Consider the following 17,691-nt stretch of genomic DNA (forward strand, 5'->3'; position numbering starts at 1 on the left):
TAACCGCCACGGCTCGCCACCTCTGCGAGGTGGAAGCGGTACTGTTTCAGCATGAATGTGGCCCGTTAGATCCGTATCCGGCTGAGGTAGTCCGCCAATCGCATAGGACACGGCTCGCGAAACAGATGGGAGAGATGGCTGGCCAATACGTTAAAGCGGTGGGGGATGGGGCGATGAAAATTTTCCCGGATATAGAGGCAGATCCCATGAAACAGGTAATCATCGGTGGGGAAGCGGCCGGGGTCTTCGGTCTGCACGCTTATCTCCTTGCAGCCCGGCCCCTTGTCCCAAATCTGGTTGAGGTATTCGCCGCTGAACACCCGTTCTAGGCGGGGAACGTTGACCTGATAGCTGAAACCGGCCCTCCCCCCTGATCCTGATCAAAGGAGAGAGGCAAGCGGTTGCGGCGGTAAAGGCCGCCCATGTTATAGTCCGGTCTACAGCAGCAATGCCACCCTTTTCTTCACCCGACTTTCTTCAAACTAAATGAGGCGTCCCTTATGAGCAGTCGCGACCTGCCTTCTTTTTTGTTAATGCAAAATCCGATTCAAGACTACGACTGGGGCAGCCATGACGCCCTCACAGCCCTGTTTGGCATCCCCAATCCAACGGGCAAACCCCAGGCCGAGTTGTGGATGGGCGCCCATCCCAACGGCTGCTCAGAGGTGACGCTGGCGGGCAGGGTGCAGAAGCTCTCGGTGGTGATCGACGCAGCTCCGGCCGCCGCGCTGGGCGAGGCCACCCGGGCCCGTTTCGGCAGCCTGCCGTTCCTGTTCAAGGTACTGTGCGCCGAGAAGGCCCTCTCCATCCAGGTACACCCGAGCAAGACCCAGGCCGAAGCCGGTTTTGCCAGGGAGGAGGCCGCCGGCATCGACCCCAAGGCGAGCAATCGCAACTATAAAGACCCCAACCACAAACCGGAGTTGGTGTTTGCCCTCACCCCCTATCAGGCGATGAACGGCTTTCGTGCCATTCCCGCCATCCTGGCGCTGTTCGAGCGGATCAAGCTGGCGGCCATCGCCGATCTGGTCGCGGCCCTTGCCACCAACCAGAACGAAAGTGGTTTGCAACACTTCTTCCACCAGTTGCTGATCCTGACTGGGGCACGCAAGGAAGCCGCGCTGGCGGCCCTGCTGGCCTATGCCACCGACCATCAGGATGAAGAGACCTTTGCGCTCATTACCAGTCTGGCGGCCCAATATCCGGGGGATGTGGGGCTCTTCTCGCCGCTCTTGCTCAATGTCGTGACCCTCAAGCCGGGTCAGGCCATGTTCCTCGATGCCTGTACCCCCCACGCCTATGTGCGCGGCACGGGTCTTGAGATCATGGCCAACTCCGACAACGTGCTGCGCGCCGGTCTCACCCCAAAATATATAGACGTGGCAGAGCTGCTGGATTGCACCCGCTGCCAGCCCAAGCCAGATGACCAGATCCTGCTGGCCCCCCGCTGCGAGGGTGCGGTGCAGCACTTCGATGTGCCTGTGCCGGACTTCACCTTCAGCGTCTATCCGGCAGGCGAGCATGCGCTCACCACCGCCAGCGCCGAGATCCTGTTTGCTATCGATGGCACAGTCACACTCAAGCAGGGCGGCGAGACACTGCGCCTCGAGCAGGGCCAGTCCGCCTTTGTCCCCGCCGCTACCGGCCACTACCAGCTGCTGGCCGACGGCCGGGTCGCCCGCGCCGGCAACCGCTGCCAAGACGTGCCCCCTGCGCAGGTTTCAATAACGGCCTAAACGAACAAGGACCATCACTGATGGTCCTTGTTGTTCCCTGCAAGCATCTTTGTTTGTCAGGCTGCGCTTCATAACACGTGCAAGGGTGCAATCTCCCGGCCAATAAAAACCCCCAGTCTCCTCTGAGGCTATGGGGGTGTTTATTGTCTGCTTGACCGATGGCCATCACGAGGTAGCCGTCGGCGAGCTAGTGTTTTTCAGCTTCCGGCTGGGGCGCTTCTGAACGATCCCGTTCCCGTTGCAGTTCATCAACCCTGGCTTGCCATTTGTCGTGGGCCTGTTTCTGGCCTTGTGACTCAAACTCCTGGCGCATGGTGTCGATCTCTTGGTCAAGTTTTTCCATCAGGATGTCTCCTTACATCATAGGGTTACACACTGGCTGACGGCACTGTTGGCCAACCTGCTCCTTTGATTGGACACCGATCCCACCTAGATTGTCCAACTAAATAAACGATTGATTATGCATAAACCAATCTAGCAAACAGCCATCAGATCCCTATGAGGCCCCACCAAATCATTCTGACCCGATGTCATTAAATTCAACATTTCCCTCTATTATCAGTTCATTGAGGTGATGTCGTCCGACTATCTCGCAGACAGCCTCAAGATCTGCCGGTTATGCACATTTTTTTCACGCGGCTCGGCCAGGCCATCGGCAGGGAATCGACCAGGGCGCTGAAGAGGAGATGCCCTCCAAACTGTTCTTCATGATCGCCTCCCCGGCGGACAGTGCCAAAAGGCTACCTTGACGGGGATAGCACACTCAGCCCGCAGCAAGATAAGATAGGAGCCATATTGTACCTTCCAACCCCAGGGCCCTGCGGCCCATCACGGACGGAGTCTTGACGCTCATGGAATTGACGGACGTACTACTCACCCTGGCGGGCCTGGTGACCGTCGCCATCATCCTCAAGAACAACTCGGTCGCTCAGCCCGACTGGGACAAGCTGCCCACCCTGCCTAAGTACCTCAGCTTGCATCCCGAATGCGCCACCGAGGATAACGAGCACGCCAGCTGCTACGCCTGCGGTTCCCGCAAGGTACTGTTCAGCCCGCTTACCTGCGTCGGTGATTACCGACGGCGTCACACCTGCCTTGCCTGCGGCAAGGTGCTGTTTAGCAGCCGTGCCATCCTCGGACAGGCTAACTCTCCCGATACCCAAAAGCTGACCTCGCAATAAACAAGCCGCCCGGAGCGGCTTGTTTTATCTGGCATGCAACTCCCCCAGCGCGCCGATCAGGGCATCGAGTCCTTGATCGACCTTTGAGCGCGGGCAGCCGACGTTGAGGCGGATATAGCCTTTGCCTTCGGGGCCGTAGGTGTCGCCGCGCATGATGGCGATCCGGTATTTTTCCACCAGCAAGGTTTGCAGCGCATCCATCCGCTCGGTGGAGTCGATGCCAAGCCCGCGCAGATCAATCCAGGCAAGGTAGGTCCCTTCGGGCACCCGATAGTCGATGGCGGGGAAGGCCGCGTTGAGCCGCGCCGCCACCTGGGTGAGGTTGCCGTGCAGATAGCTTTTAAGGGCATCGAGCCACTCGCCACCGTCCCGATAGGCGCTGATATGGGCCAGCACCCCGAGAATCGGCGGCGATGACAGGCCATGGGCCGCCTTGAGCCGCTGCAGATAGGCGGCCCGCGCCGGTGCGTTGGCGATAAAGGCGTAGGCGCCGCCAAGGGCGGGGATATTGAAGGATTTGGAGCCCGAGCTCACCAGCGCCCAGTTATCGTCCGGTGCCACCTCGCTCCACGGCAGATAGCGGGCAAAGCTCACATCCATATGAATGTCGTCCGAGATCACCTTGACCCCGTGGCGCTGGCAGATAGCAGCCATTCGGCTCAATTCATCGCGCGTCCAGACCCGGCCGGTGGGGTTGTGGGGGCTGCACAGCAGCAAAATCCGGCAATCGGTGCGGGCGGCTTGCTGCTCAAAGCACGCCCAGTCGATCTGGTAACTCCCCCCCTCTTTTTTGAGCGGGCAGGGCAGCAGCACCCTGTCATTGGCGGCCAGCATATTGCCGAAGGCGTCGTAGGCGGGGGTATGCACCAGCACCCCTTCGCCCGGCGCCGACCAGAAGCTCACCAGCTGGGCAATCACATAGATGACCGAGGGGCCATAGACCAGCGTATCCGGGTCGAGGGTTGCCCCGTAGCGGTTGGCAAACCAGTCGCTCACCGCCCCCTTGAAGTCGTCGTGATTCCAGCGGCTGTAGCCAAATACCCCGTGCTCGAGCCGGGTTGCCAGGGTCTGGCGAATGCAGGGGGCGGTCGCGAAATCCATGTCGGAGATGGTAAAGGGGAGCAAGTCGGCGTGGCCAAAGCGGTCGGCCACATAGTCCCACTGGGTGCAATGGGTGCCGTGGCGGTCGACCACACGGTCAAAATCATAAGTATCGCGCATGAATTTTCCCCATTCATAAACAGGAGACATATTATGAGAGGCAAAGAGGGGGCTTGCGCCCCCCGTTCGGGTTTTATTGACCAGATCAGTCCCTCATCAGGCTCTGCAGCTGGTTTTTCACCAGATGCACCTGAGGGCCGATCACCACCTGCAGGTTGTGCTCGTCGAGCTTGATCACCCCGATGGCACCGTTCGCTTTCAACAGCTTGTCATCGACCCGGCTCATATCCTGCACCGACATCCGCAGGCGGGTGATGCAGTTATCGAGCGCGAGGATGTTATCAGCCCCGCCCAGCGCATTGAGGATGATTTCACCGTTGTAGCCGCTGTTACCCGCTTTCTTGCCAGCTGGCTGGGCTGCCTCGCTGGTCTCGATTTCGCGGCCGGGGGTTTTCAGGTTAAAGCGCACGATGGCGAAGCGAAACACGCTGTAGTAGATGGCAAACCAAATGGCCGCCGCGACCGGCACCAGATACCACTTGGTGGCGGTGCCTTGTAGCACGCCGAACACCAGAAAATCGATGAGGTTGCCGTCGGTGTTGCCGATGGTGACGCCGAGCAGCCCCATGGTCATAAAACCGAGACCCGTCAGGATGGCGTGAATAACGTAGAGCACGGGTGCCACGAACAGGAACAGAAACTCCAGCGGCTCTGTGATGCCGCCGATGACGCAGGCCACCACACCGGAGACCAGCAGCGCCTTGATCTTGCCGCGATTTTCCGGGCGGGCGCAGTGATACATGGCGAGCGCCGCACCCGGCAGGCCGCCGAGGAAGGCAGGCATCTTGCCCTGAGAGAGGAAAGAGGTGGCAGAGACCGAGAAGCCGTTGGTGTCGGCGCAGGCGAGCTCGGAGTAGAAGATGTTGAGCGCACCGCTCACCTCGTTGCCGCACACCAGTTGAGTGCCGCCCGCTTCGGTAAAGCGAATGAGCGCCACCAGAATGTGGTGCAGGCCGAGCGGCAGCAGCAGACGCTCACCGGTACCGAACAGGAAGGGGCCGAAGGGACCGGCGTGGGAGATCAGCGCACCGATACCATTGATGCCAGCGGCAAACCAGGGCCAGGCGAAAGGCACTACCAAGCCGACCACCCCCAGCACCAGCACAGTGATGATGGGCACGAAGCGGGCACCGCCGAAGAAGGCGAGCGCATCGGGCATCCGGTAGGTGTAAAAACGGGCGTGCAGTTTGGCAACGATCACCCCGACTATGATGGCCCCCAGAATGCCGGTGTCGATGGAGCTGATGCCGAGGATGGATTTCACCCCGTAGGCCTTCTCCGCCGCCGCGTCACCGATAACGTTGGCCACCGTCAGGTAGAAGTTGATGGAGAGGTTGAGCGCCGCATAGCCGACGAAACCGGCAAAGGCCGCCACCCCCTTCTCTTCCCGCGCCAGCCCCAGCGGAATGGCCACCGCGAACATCACCGGCAGGTAGATAAAGGCCACCAGCCCCACCTTGGTCATCCAGAGGAACAGCAGTTGCAGCACGGTATTGTCGAGGAAGGGCATGCTCTGCTTGACCGCATCGCTGGTGAGCGAGCTGCCGACACCGAGCAAAATGCCCGAGAAGGCCAGCAGGGCGACCGGCAGCATAAAGGTCTTGCCGAGGCTCTGCAGGAACTCCCATATCGTGGATTTGGCTTGAGGCTTGGCCATGAAACGGCTCCTTGTGAATAAACAGCAATGTCTGCGGCTTCCCTCACCGCTGCTCGTGGCAGAGACTCGGGTCGGCATCAGGTTTTGCTGGATGATAAAACGTTTTATCAAGCAACAAGTGCCGACAGGATCACAGAATGGCTGGCCCGAATGATGAGTGGTGCAAAATCTGTGAGCCAGATCGGCACAGCGGTGATGTAACGTTTCACTTGGGTATACGAGGAGGTATGCTGTGGCTCTCCGGTCTCTTTGCCCATGGCTGCAGCACTCGCCCTATGTCGTCACAACCCATGCCGTCCAAACCTATGTCACCCAAACTGCAACCATCGAAACACGTCAAGATCACCGATGTCGCCCAACTGGCAGGGGTCTCGGTCACTACCGTCTCCATGGTGCTCAATGGCAAGGGGCGCATCTCGCCAGCCACCGCCGAGCGGGTGCAGCAGGCGATCAAGCAGCTTGATTACGTGCCCAACAGCGCCGCCGCCAACCTGCGCAGCCAGCAATCCAATCTGGTGGGGCTGATCTTGCGCGACATCACCGACCCCTTCTATACCGAAGTGACCGCCGGGGTGAGCGAGGTGCTGGAGCAGCAGGGCTACCTGCTGTTTCTGACCCAATGCGGCCACAGCCCGGAGCGGTTGCAGCAGAGCATACAGTCGCTGTCACGGCAGGGGGTGGCAGGCATCATCTTCAATCCGGTGCGCGGTGCAGCGGCCAAAACCCTGGAGATCCTGCTGGGCTCACAACTGCCGGTGGTGTGCGCCGCTCGCTCCTACTATCGCGATGACGTGGACTTTATCGGCCCCGACAACACCCATGCCGCCCAGCAGGCCACCACCTACCTTATCGAGCAGGGCCACCGCCATATCGCCTACGTCGGCGGGCGGGCCGACTCCCTCACCCGCGCCGAGCGGATCGGCGGCTACTGCGCCAGCCTGCTGCAATACGGCCTCCCCTTCAAACCGGAGTGGGTGCTGGAGTGCGAGCGTACCCAGCGCAGCGCCGCCGACACCATAGCCCAGCTGCTGCACCAGCACCCCAAGGTGACCGCCGTGCTCTGCCACTATCCCGAGGTCGCGCTCGGCGGCATTTACGGGGTGGAGGCAAGCGGGCGCACCGTGGGCAAGGACAACTACATAGGCCAGCAGGTGGCCCTGCTCGGCTTTGACGACGTGGCAGAGGCGGAACTCACCTCCCCCGCCCTCACCTTCGTCAGCTCACCGGCCCGTGAAATTGGCAGACAAGCCGCAACGCGGCTGCTGACCCGGATGCAGCAACCCGAGCTCGTCCCCAATCGCCATATCATCACCCCCAATCTGCAAAAACGGGCATCGGCCTGAGGTCACGAAGTCTCCCGCTCATCTCCTGAGGCCCTTACAGGCCCCTTGTCGTTAAAGGGAGCAAGGGAAGGTTATTGAGCTGCGTGTGTCTGTTGCTGGCTAAGGGTCATGCCGATGCTCATGCGATCGCCGCGACCGAGCAGGCGCAGGCCCGGGTGACCGGCCATGTGGTGGGCATTGGCGGCGTGACTCTGGGGCTCCAGACAGACGAAACCACTCGCGTCATCGGGCTGGTAGAGCATCAGGAAGGCGCACTCGCTTGAAATCAGCAGGCGCTGCTGGCGGGCAGGATGATCGATCTCGGCATGACCACGCCAGCCGCCATAACAGTGATTGAGCCACCCTAGCGGCGGCTGCCACTGGCGAAAATCGAGGTGGGGCGCCAGTCTGCTCGCCCAGTCGGTCGGCAGATGATCCGGCCCCTCCTGCCAGACGCCGCTCGCCAGAAAGCGTATTCGGGTCTGCTCGTCGCGCCAGAAGAAGGGGTGGAATCCAGCGCCGTAGAGGCAGGGCGCTTCCCCCAGATGGGTCAGGCTGATCCGCGCCACCAGGCTTGCTCCCTGCAGCCGATAGTCGATCTCCGCCAGATAGTGAAAAGGGCCATGCTGGCTGGTGAGCTGCAAGGTCACCGAGCTGTCGGTTAACGCCACCCGCTGCCAGGGCTGCAACCAGCCATCCCCATGCAAAAAGAAATCGGGATCGAGCTTGCTCGCGGGCAGCGAACAGTCATCTCCCCACAGTTCGAACCGGTTACCCGCTACCCGATTGGCCAGCGGCAACATGGGAAACAGCGCGCTCTGTCCGGGATGCCAGGGCTGCGCCGGATCAGTGTCTCGCAGCAGCGGGCGCCCTTGATCATCGTCCAGCCCCAGCAGACAGGCCCCTTGTGCAGAGACCCGCATCCGAAGATGCGGGTTGCTTAATGTGTATACCGTCATGCCGAGGTGCTTGCCTTGGCTTGGGTCAGTTCGACCTTGCCCTGAGCCAGCTGGGCTTCCAGCGCCTCCAGCGTCACCCCTTTGGTCTCGGGCACCTTGCGATAGATAAAGATGAGACCGGCGAAACAGATGAGGCCATAGAGCAGGAAGCTGCCTGCGGCGCCGAGCCCGGCGTTGAGCAGCGGGAAGGTGTAGGTCAGGACGAAACAGGCAATCCAGAGCGCCAGCGTACCGGCCGACATCGCCAGCCCGCGCACCCGGTTGGGGAAGATCTCGGAGAGCAGCACCCAGGTGACCGGCGCCAGGGTCAAGGCATAGATGGCGATCGCCGCCAGCACCAGCAGCAACACCGGCAGCCCCAACATACCGCTGGCATAGGCAGCCGCCATCATGCCATAGATGATGGTGAGACCGGCCGAGCCAATCAGCATCAGCTTGCGGCGACCGATCTTGTCCACCATGGGCAGCGCAATCAGAGTAAACAGCAGATTGATAAGACCGGTGGCGACGATGGATTTGAGGGTGCTGTTGATGTCAAACCCGGCGGAGGCAAAGATCTCCTGCGCATAGTTGAAGATGACGTTGATGCCGCACCACTGCTGGAAGACCGCCAGCACGATCCCGATGATGAGGATTGGCCGCACCGAGGGTTTGCCCAGCTCTGACAGCGACACCTTGTGGGTCTCACCCACCAGGGTCTGACGGATATCGGCCAGGGTCTGTTTGGCATAATCATCACCGCCAATCTTGCCAAGCATGCGGGAGGCTTTCTCATACTGACCATCTTTGGCCAACCAGCGCGGTGACTCAGGTACGAAGAACATCAATACCAGAAACGCCAGCGCCGGCACCAGTTCGGCACCGAACATCCAGCGCCAGCCGGACTGGCCATTCCAGGTGGCCAGAATATCGGCCTGGGTCGCGTTGCTGGCCACGGGATCGGCGATCATCAGGTTCACCAGCTGGGCTGCCAGCACCCCGATGACGATGGTGAGCTGGTTGATGGCCACGAACTTGCCCCGCTTTTCGGCCGGGCTTATCTCGGCGATGTACATGGGCGAAAGGGCAGAGGCCAGACCAATGCCGATACCGCCGATGATGCGATAGATCACGAACAGATCGAAGTTACTGGCCGTAGCGGTACCCCAGGCCGAGATGGTGAAGAGGATGGCGGCCAGGATCAGCGGCTTTTTGCGACCGAAGCGGTCGGCAGACCAGCCGGAGATGGCAGCCCCCAGCACGCAGCCCACCAGCGCCGAGCTCATGGCCCAGCCGGACTGGGCCGGATCCGTAATGGCGAAGTAGGCCTCATAGAAGGGCTTGGCCCCGCCAATCACCACCCAGTCATAGCCAAACAGCAGGCCACCGCAGGCGGCCACCAGGCAGATCATCCAGATGTAGCTCATATTGAGCCCATTCGTATCCAATTGATTTTTCGTGCGTTCCATGACTCATCCTTATCATCTTGTCGATTGTAGGGTGCAGTGGCGCCCCTTACCGTGGCGGGGCGCCGATTTTTGTTATGGGTGTTATGAGTGGAGTGACAGCTCGCGGCAGATCAGGGCAAAGAGGTGCCCCTTGTCATGGGCCGGGTTGAGGGTGAGCAGCTCTCGCAAGGTCTGTTCACAGCCATCCCGCTGATCCAGCCCCAACAAGCCGAGCGCCCTGACCAACAGACAGTGCTGGCGATGTTTGTGCTGCGGGTCATCGTCGAGCACGATGAGGTCCGGTAGCGACACGGCGAAGAAGTCCGCCTCGACCCGCTCACCCATCGCCTGTTCGGCCCAGGCGACCATCCCCTCAAACAGACGATGGGCCTCCGGAGCGCGACCAAGACGCGCCAGCGCCATGCCCTGATAGAAGAGGTAATCGACCGGCTGATCGTTGTAGTAGCGACTGGCACCCAGCGACCCCTGACCGAGGCAGGCCAGTTGCAGGCACTGGGCCGCCAGACTCTGGTTGTCACAGGCGAGGTGACAGAGCGCCAGCAGGTAGTGGATATCGTTGTCGGTTTGCCCCACCAGACGTCCCTCCCCCAGATTGAGGGGGTAGCACAGAGCCTGTTGCAGCAGCGGTATGGCCTGCTCATGGCGTCCCTGGGCCATCAGCACCAGCGCCTGGCGCTGCTGGTTGATGAGGTACTGACCGGTCACCTTGCCCTCGCCCCCCTCCCAGGGGTGGAATTCGCGCAGCCGCAAGATCTCTGCCGCCGCCTCCAGCTGGCCGGTGATGTGATAGAGGCCGAGCAGTTCGGCGGTCAGATCGTCGCGCTTGAGGACCACCTCACGGTGTGCCTCCAGCAGCGCCAACCGCTCGTTGGGTGCCATGGTGCAGCGCTTGTGCAGCTGATCCAGTTCGAACAAGAGGCGGGCATCATCCGGCTTGAGGGCAAAGGCCCGGCTCAGGCACTGCTCGGCCGCCACCGGATCGCCGCTCTTGTTGAAGTGATAGATGCCAAGGTTGCGCCAGGCCGGGGCAAATTCGGGCGCCTGCTCGCACACCTGCTGCCACAGGGCGATGGCTTGCGGGTAGCTGCGCTTGCTGTAGTGGAAGCAGCCCAGCAGGTAGCTGGCAAACCAGCTGTGGGGCAGTTGCGCCAGCATGGCCACCTCGCCCAGGGTATTGGGGAAGCGTACCTTGCGGCCAAATGCCTGCTCGGCCCGCGCCAGCAGGGCATACTGCGCCTCACCTTCGGGCAACTGAGCGGCCTGGAACAACAGCGGCAGGGTCTCTTCCACTGGCAGCAGCGAGAGCAGTTGCTGCGCCAACTCGGGGCGACCCAGCGCCAGCAGATTGCTCGCCAGGAAACAGAGGTTTACCCCGCGCCCGTTGCACAGGGTGCGCAGCGCCTCGAGATCGGTCGGCTGCTCGCTTGCCAGCCAGCGCAGGAAGGCCAGCTGATAGTGGAGCGGATAACGGACTCGCTGCTCGTCGATATAGGCGAGGGCCGCCGCCCGCTGACCGGACTCCACCAGCGCCAACCCTTTGAGGGCGATGGCGCCATAGTGGGTACCGTTGACCGCGAGGCTCTTCTCGACAAAGGGCAACGCCTGCAGGGGATCACGGCGCACCATGGCGATGCGGGCCAGTCCGAGGAAGCCGCTGTCGCGGCAGTTACCGCTCCAGGTCGCCTTGTAAAAGTCATCGAAGGCAGCATCGAACTGACCCAGGCGCTCCTCAATGTGGCCGCGCAGCAAGCTGGCCTTGCCACACTGGGGGTTCTTGTTGAGGCGATGGGCACGGGTCAGCGCCTGATTGACGTAGGCCAGCGCTGGCTCATAGTTGGCGCGGTTGTACTCCAGCGTCGCCAGCGCCAGGTTGCAGCGGTAGTCGCCACCATCGAGTTCAAGCGCCCGCAGGTAGTAATCAAAAGGCGAGCGGCTGGCGTGCAGATACTGCTCAAGATGCTGACCGATGAAATAGAGCTCATCGATTGAGTCGAGATTGACGGCCGGCTCCGGTGCCGTGGCCGGATCCGGCAGGGCTTCGCCCGCAGGCAGGTGTTCGAGATAACTCAGGATCGGCTGGCCCTGCTCATCCAGCAGGCGTACCTGCAAACGTCCCTCGCTGGTGATGGCCTGTGGCTCAAGCCAGGCCTGACCCGGTTGCAGATCCAGCGTCTGGGTGAACAGCACGCCACTCTCGTCACTCACTTCGAAACGGGCCTGGCACAGCGGCGCGATCGCGTAGGCACCGCAGAGCAGACCGTCGTCGCTGCGCTCCAGCTTGATGGCGGCGCGGGTATTGGCATTTTGCAGGGTGCCCAGGGTGTTGTAGGGCAGGAAGTTCTGCACAAACACCTTCTCCTCCCCCGCATCCAGCCAGGTAAAGTCGGGCTGGTTGTCGGTGTAAACCCCGGTCATCAGCTCGATGTAGGGGCCGTTGTGGTCGGTCAGATTGCGATCCCAGGCCAGACCGAAGTCGCAGTTGCCCCAGCTCCACTGTTTCTTGCCCGGCGAAACATGGTGATCCGCCACATGCAACAGGCCGCCCTGCTCGTCATGGCAGTAGGCGCCGACGAAGTCGTAATCGGACTTGTCCGCCATGTAGGAGGTGGGCACCGGAATGTTGCGGTAGCGGGAGATATCGACGCCAGCGGAGTAGTCCACCTTGTAGTAGGTGCCACGGGCGATGGGGAAGGCACTGACGTCGCGCTTGCCGTGGTCATAGACGGCGGTCACATCGGGCGGGAAGACGCTCTGATGGGCATCGCCCCCTTTCACCGCCGGGTTGGACCACCAGAGGAAGTGGCGCGGCGTGTCGTTGCCATTGAACACCTTGCCGGTGATCTCGATGAGCGCCTTGTCGGGATAGAGGGTAAAGCCCGCCATCACCTGTAGACCGCGCATCGGCTCCACCTCGCCCAGCCAGACGGTCTTGGCACCGCCTTCCCGCTCCGCAATGGTGAAATCCACCGGCATAAAGGTGGTGGGCCTGTGGTGCTGCGGCCAGTTGAACTCGATACCACCGGAGATCCAGGGCCCTACCAGCCCCACCAGCGCCGGCTTTATCACCTCGTTGTAATAGACAAAGTCCCGCTGCATCACCTTGTCGTAGGCACGGTGGATGCGGCCACCCAGCTCCGGCAGCAGCATCACCTTGATAAAATCGTTCTCCAGCCAGACCGCCTGATAGGACTTCATCTGCTTCTGACCGGTGAGGGTGTCGATCACGCCGTAGGGATAGACGGCCCCCGAGGAGCCCTGATAGACCCGCTTCTCGAGAAACATGGGGTTGGGATCTTCGGCACCAACCTCGTAGGTCGGCAGTGAGATGGTCTCTACCCAGACTTTTACATCAGCTTTCATCAATCTCGCCTCATTCAACATTTATTAGTAAACGTTTCGATGAGGCCAGTTTAGAATGGTGACTGCAGCGATTTTCGCTTAAAGATCACGCAATACAGTAAGCGGAGTTTAGTGAACTGATGATCATCGGCTTGAACAACCAGAAGGTACGCCACCACAACAAGCAGGTGTTGCTGGCCCTGCTCTACCAACTCAAGGAGGCGAGCAAGTCCACCCTGGCCCGCCACTGCGAGCTCTCCATCCCGGCGGTCAGCAAGATCCTCGACGAGCTGGTGGCCGACGGCGCCATCAGCCACAGCGAACAAAACCTCTCCTTGCGCGGCATCAATGGGGGCAGCTACCGCATCGCCAGCGGCAAGGGGGCCATTCTCTGTTTCAACATCAGCCCCACCAGCCTGGAAAGCATATTGGTGGATAACCTGATCACCCCGCTGGGTGAGTTCTGCGGCCAGAAGATAGCGCCGCAGACCCCCGATGAGCTGCTGCGCCTGATTGAAGCGCACTACTACCAGCACAAGCGCCGCCACAAGGGGTTGGCGATCCGGCTGGCATTGGCGGTGCACGGTCAGGTCAACCCGGCGACCGGGGTCTCCCAAACCATGCCGCAGGCCCCCTGGCACGCGCCGGTCGAGCTCAAGTACCTGCTGGAGGAGCGTCTCGGCTGCGAGGTGATGGTGGATAACGACTGCATCATGCTGGCGCTGGCCCAGAAGTGGCAGGGCCAGGAAAGCGGCGGGGATTTTTGCGTCATCAACGTCGATTACGGCATCGGGTCGGCCTTTATCATCAACGGCCAGATCTACCGGGGCACCCTGTTTGGCAGCGGCCAGATAGGCCACACCATTATCAATCCGGACGGCAGCGCCTGTGCCTGCGGTCGCTATGGCTGCCTGGAGACGGTCGCCTCCCTGTTTGCCATCAAAAAACGGGCCCGGGTGTTTCTCAAGCAGCAAGCCAGTGCCGACAACCCGGCGTTGGTGGATGGGGAGCTCGACACGGCCCAACTGCTCGCGCTCTACCATCAGGGGGATACCATGATCCGCGCCCTGGTGGATGAAGGGGCCCGCGCCATTGGCCTGAGCCTCTACAACTTCCTCAATATCCTCAACATCAACCGCATCTGGCTCTATGGCCGCAGCTGCGGCTTTGGTGAGACCTGGCTGCAAACGATCGTCAGTCAGACCGGCGCCAATCCGTTCGATTGCAGCGATGCGGTCAATGCAACCCAACTGCGCGTCGGCACGCTCAGCCGTGCCCAGCAGGTGATGGGCATCGGCTATCTCTACGTGGAGCGGGCGCTGGAACGGCGCAGCGATACCAGTGTCCCTGGCTGACAAGCAGAGATAGGACGCAGTCCCCTGACTGGCCCAGGTCGCAGGTCGCAGGGTGATCCCGCTCCCGATTGTAAAACTCCCCATGGGGCTATGAGAGCCAAGTGGAGAGGGATATAATGGGCGCCCACTATCTTCATCAGCCTGCACGAGCGCCTCATGACCAGCCAGCACGACCAGAACCCGCCAAGTGAAATCCATCGCTGTGACAAATGCAGAGAGCGTACCCGCCATATAGTGGTGCTGGTGGCGCGCGACCACAGTCAGGACCTGATGCCCAAAGAACCGCGTAAAGCCTTCTGGCAAGCCTTTCGCGCCAGCACCCTCACCAACTGGGCATTTGGCGGGACCCTCGCCTATCAGGCCACTCATGTGCGGCATCTGATCTGCGAACGCTGCGGCGAGACGTTTCTTGAGTATTGAATGACACGCCCCTCGGGGTCGGCTACGCCCATTGCCAAGAGAACAGGATGAGATGAAGGTGACCTTTATCGAGATCGCTCCCGACCGATTGCCGCTGACACTGCTGCTGGAAGCAGATCCGTCCGAGCAGCGCATCGCCGCCTACCTGCCCGGCGCTCTGGGCTTTGCCGCCAGCGAGGGCGATGAGATTGTGGGAGCCTGCGTGGCCAACCTTATCGGGGAGCAGATTGTCGAGATCTTCAATATCGCCGTAGCCCCCGGACACCAGCAGAGAGGCATAGGTTCTGGCCTGCTGCGCTTTGTGCTGGAGAGCCTTGCCGAGAAGGGCGTGCGCCGCGTCGAACTCGGCACCGGAAGCGTTGGCCATCAGCTCACCTATTACCAGCGCCACGGCTTTCGCGTCGATGCCGTGCTCAAAGACCATTTCCTTATCCACTACCCTGAGCCTCTGATTGAACACGGCATCCAGCACAAGGACATGCTGAGACTCTCCCTTGCACTGGCACCCAGCATCCCGGTCCGCCACAGCCAGTAACCTGCTGGCACAAGTGCCGCCCAAGCGAGCATTATTGCACCAGCCAGAGCGGAATAAACGTGGATGTAATAGATCGGCACACCAGAATTAAAGATACATTTCGCGGTAAACCTTGGGCTGCATTTCGTTCAGCACCAACCTGCGATTGTTAGCCCAAGATATGAGATAAGCCATATATAGCGAGACGACAACCGAAATGGCGGCCCATTGCCCGTTAAGTGCTTCTTGAACGCACAAACTGGGCTGAGCCCCCTTCCTCTTGAGGGCCGTAGGTTCGAATAGCGAAGCGTATTCGGACATTCGCGTAATCACCTCTACCTTCCAGCCTGAACACTTTCTGTTACCAAATAAGCGGTGCAATTCACTTCGTTTATTGCACCCTACGGTACTTCGTTCAACACCAACCTACGATTTTTAGCCCAAGATACGAGATAAGCCATATATAGCGAGACGACAACCGAAATGGCGGCCCATTGCCCGTTAAGTGCTTCTTGAACGCACAAACTGGGCTGAGCCCCTTTCTCTTGAGTTCTACTATCCTTCACCCTCATTTAGCGTGACAAGATGATGCTGCATTTCTCTTAGAAAGAGATTGGTTAATTGTTTAACTGTGTTATCCATATCTCCCCGCTGGCGATAAACTGCAATGGTAATATTTGGGAGTGTAGGGAGGTGAGTCAATCTCTGGCTATGCTTTGGGGGTGTTTGAGAAAGTAAAGCGACAACGCCCAGCCCTGCCTCTGTAGCAGCTTGTAACGCTGCAAGGCTACTGCTCTCAAATACTATATGCCAAGGAATATTTTCTCTATTTAACGCCTCTAATATACGATTACGCCATGAGCAAGGTTGGCTAAACATAACTAAAGGTAACGACTCACCTTGATGTTCAAACCCATGTTCTGCAAACCAATAAAGTGGAAAACTAAATTCCTGAATTGGTGCTGGTGCATTGGTCATTGGCATGCTGACCAAAACATCTAACTCACCACGTTCAAACGCTGCAAAGAGTGACTGTTTGTTAGCAACCTCAACACGCAGGCTTAATCCAGGATGCACACAAGCAAAGTCGGCGAGTACGCGGGTAAAGTGATGACTCACAAGGTCTTCAACCAAACCAATACTGCAATGCTGCTTGCCTTGTGATGCAGGTTTTAGACTCAGTTGGTCTGTTAGACTTAAAATGCGTTCTGCATAAGGTAATAACGCCTCCCCCTCTGTACTTAAACGGATGCCCCTGTTGGAACGAAGCAGCAATGCATGGCCTAACTGTTGCTCTAAACGCTGAATTTGTTGGCTAAGCGCTGGCTGTGTTTTCCCTTGCAATATTGCGGCTCGGTTAATGCTGCCACATTGTACAACACTCACGAAAGAGCGCAGCAGTGCGGTATCAACGTCATTGGCCATAAAAAAACCTTATAGCTGCCATTCATTTTTGCAGTCTACCTATGAACTATGGCATCCGCTAGACTGAGCATGCTTTTTCTTTTTAGCTGGAGTTCACTATGTATGTTTTAGCTGTCATTCTTGCTATCGCAGGTTCGGTCGTATACCATCTTTCGATTAAATTTGTGCCTAGTGGCGTCAATCCATTTCTATCATTGTCCGTGAGTTACGGCATCGCCCTTTTATTATGTTTACCCGGCATTTATTTGTATGAGGGCAGTCGCAACTTTCAAGTATTAAACTGGAGTGTTGCTGGCGTGGCGCTGGGAATGTTAGGGATTGAAATTGGATTCTTATTGCTATATCGAGCCGGTGGCCATTTAGGGGTATCGTCACTCCTGACTAATGCGGCAAGTACACTCTTGCTTTTACCTATTGGACTGTTGTTTTTTCGAGAAGCTTTTTCAGTCACCCGATTGCTGGGTATGGGTATCGCCCTCTGCGGTCTATGGTTGATGATGCCACGGAAATAATAACGATCGTTGATTCCACTAGCAAAGCGGATTCGAACATTCGCGAGATATTAACAAGGACGTTATGTTCAAACTTGAAACCACACACCTTATCCTGCGCGATATGCAGCCAGCTGATGAAGCGGATTTTGTCGCCATCTCGCAAGAGAGCAAGTATCAGCGGTTTTACAGCGAGTCAGATTGCGACCCGGATAAATATCGGCAGCTCACCCGACTGTTTATCGAGCAGGCGAGTGAACACCCTCGCACCGCCTATCAATTGGCCATCGAGAACAAAGCGACCGGGGGATTCATTGGCACGGTTTGCCTGCGTCTTGAACCAGATCGTCAGGCATCAATGGGCTGTGGTATGGCCCGGGCGTATCAGGGGAATGGACTCATACATGAAGCCGCATACGCCTTGATGGACTTTGGTTTTCGTGAATTAGACATACACCGGATCTATGCAGAAACCATCAGCCACAATCGGGCTGCGATACGGCTGTGCAAAACGTTGGGCATGAGGCAAGAGGGATATTTTCGCGAACACCGTTTCTTCAAACAGCAGTGGTGGGATACCGTGGTATTGGCCGTCCTAAAGAGCGAGTGGCAACAGAGATAGT

The 17,691-nt window shown here is 59.2% G+C and carries 15 protein-coding genes and 1 pseudogene; 8 read left to right on the forward strand and 8 right to left on the reverse strand.

Going from position 1 to position 17,691, the window contains the following annotated elements:
* Positions 1 to 359: pseudogene (locus BN1129_RS22005) on the reverse strand (AraC family transcriptional regulator); the annotation flags it as partial.
* 141 nt (positions 360 to 500) lie between these two features.
* Here BN1129_RS22005 and manA point away from each other — a divergent pair.
* On the forward strand, positions 501 to 1,736 hold the full coding sequence (gene manA, locus BN1129_RS01475; protein ID WP_042034035.1) for a mannose-6-phosphate isomerase, class I: 1,236 nt from the start codon (positions 501 to 503) through the stop codon (positions 1,734 to 1,736).
* A 187-nt stretch (positions 1,737 to 1,923) separates the two neighbouring features.
* On the opposite strand, the gene BN1129_RS23000 is transcribed toward manA, so the two are convergent.
* On the reverse strand, positions 1,924 to 2,079 hold the full coding sequence (locus BN1129_RS23000; RefSeq protein ID WP_108535925.1) for a hypothetical protein: 156 nt from the start codon (positions 2,077 to 2,079) through the stop codon (positions 1,924 to 1,926).
* Between the two features lie 508 nt (positions 2,080 to 2,587).
* Here BN1129_RS23000 and BN1129_RS01480 point away from each other — a divergent pair.
* Positions 2,588 to 2,917 (forward strand): hypothetical protein, encoded by a 330-nt coding sequence (locus BN1129_RS01480; RefSeq protein WP_052449293.1) that lies wholly within the window; start codon positions 2,588 to 2,590, stop codon positions 2,915 to 2,917.
* Positions 2,918 to 2,941: 24 nt separating this feature from the next.
* On the opposite strand, the gene BN1129_RS01485 is transcribed toward BN1129_RS01480, so the two are convergent.
* Positions 2,942 to 4,138, reverse strand: coding sequence for a MalY/PatB family protein (locus BN1129_RS01485; RefSeq protein WP_042034036.1), 1,197 nt, complete (start codon positions 4,136 to 4,138; stop codon positions 2,942 to 2,944).
* An 85-nt stretch (positions 4,139 to 4,223) separates the two neighbouring features.
* On the reverse strand, positions 4,224 to 5,795 hold the full coding sequence (malX, locus tag BN1129_RS01490) for a maltose/glucose-specific PTS transporter subunit IIBC (protein WP_042034037.1): 1,572 nt from the start codon (positions 5,793 to 5,795) through the stop codon (positions 4,224 to 4,226).
* A gap of 305 nt (positions 5,796 to 6,100) precedes the next feature.
* On the opposite strand from malX, the gene BN1129_RS01495 reads away from it, so the two are divergent.
* Positions 6,101 to 7,138, forward strand: a complete 1,038-nt coding sequence (locus BN1129_RS01495) for a Mal regulon transcriptional regulator MalI (protein WP_042034115.1) — start codon at positions 6,101 to 6,103, stop codon at positions 7,136 to 7,138.
* Between the two features lie 71 nt (positions 7,139 to 7,209).
* On the opposite strand, the gene BN1129_RS01500 is transcribed toward BN1129_RS01495, so the two are convergent.
* From BN1129_RS01500 to BN1129_RS01510, 3 genes are all read right to left on the reverse strand, one after another.
* The gene (locus BN1129_RS01500) at positions 7,210 to 8,076 is read right to left on the reverse strand and encodes an aldose 1-epimerase (RefSeq protein ID WP_042034039.1); all 867 of its coding nucleotides are present in this window, start codon (positions 8,074 to 8,076) and stop codon (positions 7,210 to 7,212) included.
* Entirely contained in the window at positions 8,073 to 9,524 is a 1,452-nt protein-coding gene (locus BN1129_RS01505; RefSeq protein ID WP_042034040.1) for a sugar porter family MFS transporter, read from the reverse strand. Before BN1129_RS01505 ends, BN1129_RS01500 begins: the two co-directional genes overlap by 4 nt.
* 81 nt (positions 9,525 to 9,605) lie before the next feature.
* A complete protein-coding gene (locus BN1129_RS01510; RefSeq protein WP_042034041.1) occupies positions 9,606 to 12,884 on the reverse strand; it encodes a DUF5107 domain-containing protein in 3,279 nt (1,092 codons plus the stop codon).
* A 119-nt stretch (positions 12,885 to 13,003) separates the two neighbouring features.
* On the opposite strand from BN1129_RS01510, the gene BN1129_RS01515 reads away from it, so the two are divergent.
* From BN1129_RS01515 to BN1129_RS01525, 3 genes are all read left to right on the forward strand, one after another.
* On the forward strand, positions 13,004 to 14,218 hold the full coding sequence (locus BN1129_RS01515) for an ROK family transcriptional regulator (protein ID WP_042034042.1): 1,215 nt from the start codon (positions 13,004 to 13,006) through the stop codon (positions 14,216 to 14,218).
* Between the two features lie 156 nt (positions 14,219 to 14,374).
* Positions 14,375 to 14,638, forward strand: coding sequence for a hypothetical protein (locus tag BN1129_RS01520; protein ID WP_042034043.1), 264 nt, complete (start codon positions 14,375 to 14,377; stop codon positions 14,636 to 14,638).
* A 58-nt stretch (positions 14,639 to 14,696) separates the two neighbouring features.
* Positions 14,697 to 15,173: a GNAT family N-acetyltransferase gene (locus BN1129_RS01525; protein WP_042034116.1), complete on the forward strand. Its 477-nt coding sequence runs from the start codon at positions 14,697 to 14,699 to the stop codon at positions 15,171 to 15,173.
* Positions 15,174 to 15,707: 534 nt separating this feature from the next.
* Here the strand turns inward: BN1129_RS01525 and BN1129_RS22010 are convergent.
* Entirely contained in the window at positions 15,708 to 16,577 is an 870-nt protein-coding gene (locus BN1129_RS22010) for a LysR substrate-binding domain-containing protein (RefSeq protein WP_084204526.1), read from the reverse strand.
* Between the two features lie 98 nt (positions 16,578 to 16,675).
* Between BN1129_RS22010 and BN1129_RS22015 the strand changes: the two genes are divergently transcribed.
* Entirely contained in the window at positions 16,676 to 17,089 is a 414-nt protein-coding gene (locus tag BN1129_RS22015; protein WP_084204527.1) for an EamA family transporter, read from the forward strand.
* 64 nt (positions 17,090 to 17,153) lie between these two features.
* Entirely contained in the window at positions 17,154 to 17,690 is a 537-nt protein-coding gene (locus BN1129_RS01535; protein WP_042034046.1) for a GNAT family N-acetyltransferase, read from the forward strand.
* The last annotated feature ends 1 nt before the right edge of the window (position 17,691 follow it).

The sequence above is a fragment of the Aeromonas popoffii genome, from assembly GCF_000820025.1.
GTDB classification, from domain to species: Bacteria; Pseudomonadota; Gammaproteobacteria; order Enterobacterales; family Aeromonadaceae; genus Aeromonas; species Aeromonas popoffii.